Origin of the sequence: Bathymodiolus heckerae thiotrophic gill symbiont (assembly GCF_900128515.1) — a bacterium.
Lineage (GTDB): Bacteria > Pseudomonadota > Gammaproteobacteria > PS1 > Pseudothioglobaceae > Thioglobus_A.
On sequence record NZ_FQTP01000182.1, the window covers coordinates 1 to 1,745 of the forward strand.

The following is a 1,745-nucleotide window of genomic DNA, read 5'->3' on the forward strand; positions in this document are numbered from 1 at the left end:
ATTTGCGACCTGCCGATTACGAAATAGTTCACCACTTTTGTATCTTAGGGATGTTATTAAAATGCGCCGCCAGGGAAATAATGTGCCTAAATTACCGCAGATGCCTGCGCTAGTTGCTGCTTAATTATATAGGGGAATGAACGGTTACCGTCTTAAGTGCGTAGCCGGGCGCCACTTAATGTTTAATTGTTCTAATATTCGTGGGGATCGGTCAGGGACAGTCCCATATTTTTTTATCTGCTTTTTTAGCTATAATTCACAGGAGTTAAAAGGATATAGAATGTTTATTGGTATAGAATTTTCTAGAGGTGTCGCAGCTTTAATGGTATTAATAACTCATTATTCTTACATGATAACAAATGGCAGTGGTGGTATCTTAAATTTTTTATGGACGGGAGTAGACCTTTTTTTTGTAATAAGTGGTTTTGTTTTTGCTAAATTAATTTACTCTGGAAAGGTAAACCTCAAACACTTCTTTATAAGAAGATTTTTTAGGCTATTTCCAATTTACTTACTTACATTGATAATATACTTTATGCTATCAACAAGAAATTCTGAAAGTATACATTATCTCATTAACCATATTTTTTTTCTTCATACACTAACTTCCTTAGAAGAAGCTTTTTATTTCAATCCTGCCTTTTGGAGCTTGCCAGTAGAAGTAGAGTTTTATTTATTTGTTCCACTTATTGCATACTTAACAAAATTCAAGAATGCTCTTCTAAAAATATTTTTCGTTGCAATAATTTTTAAATTATTTCTTGTTTTAAATAGAACACCTGGTGAAGTAGATTCTTATTATATATTGAGTGTTCACTTAACTGGAATATTAGCGGAATTTTTAATAGGCACTTTTTTATATAAGTTTATCCTTACCCCTAATTGCTATTCAAAAGATATTAAATTTCGAATTATAATTGGTGGTTTAGGTGTTTTATTTATATCTTCATTAGCTTCCCATTTTGTTAACGTAGGTGGTTCATTAGATAATCATAGTGTTCTTATTGGTGGTTTTTTCAATATTTTATGTGCTTTATCTTATGCTTTTATTTTATTTCCACTATCATTCGTTAATGAACAAAATACACCTAAATATCTTAAACATATTTTAATTTATACTGGTGCTATAAGCTACCCTGTATATCTTATCCATAATGCAAGTCCAAAAATATTTCAATTAATGGATATACACTTAAATGGAATTATTCTTTTTTTAGCATCCTTATTTTTTACTTTATTTGTTGCAATAGTTTTACATAACTATATAGAAGAACCATTGAGGTTATATGGTCAAAGAATATCCAGAAAATATATATATAGACTTTCAGAAAAATAACTTCCAAAAAAGCGAAGGTGATTATTGAAAGCGTAACCGTTCAGATCCTTACGGTTAAAACCTAAAAATCTTGACAAAAACACCTTGTAAGTGTTTATTATATCGATAATTTCACAAAGGCGTTTAAGGCTCATGGTTCTCAAGGAACAGGAATTACTACAAATTGATGAGCCATTCATCCGCAAACTTCTGGAAAAAGATCCTGACGCACTCGCTGGGTTGAGCATCAATCTGGCCAATGATCTTAAAGAAGCAATGGAGCGCCTCAATCAAAACCCGTCGAATAGTTCAAAGCCTTCAGGCAGTCTTGCTCCTTGGGATAAAGGCTCAAGAGATAATGAAGAAGACGAAGAGCTGGAACATGAGGACAAAGAGGCTCTTAAGTCAGGAACCGACAAGGAAAGATCTT

1 protein-coding gene and 1 pseudogene are annotated in these 1,745 nt (G+C 32.4%); both read left to right on the plus strand.

Annotation, left to right across the window (positions count from 1 at the left end; translation table 11 throughout):
- The first annotated feature begins 280 nt into the window (after nt 1-280).
- Nucleotides 281-1,336 (plus strand): acyltransferase family protein, encoded by a 1,056-nt coding sequence (locus BTHERMOSOX_RS10905; protein WP_171004756.1) that lies wholly within the window; start codon nt 281-283, stop codon nt 1,334-1,336.
- A gap of 132 nt (nt 1,337-1,468) precedes the next feature.
- A pseudogene (locus tag BTHERMOSOX_RS10910) lies at nt 1,469-1,745 on the plus strand (hypothetical protein); the annotation flags it as partial.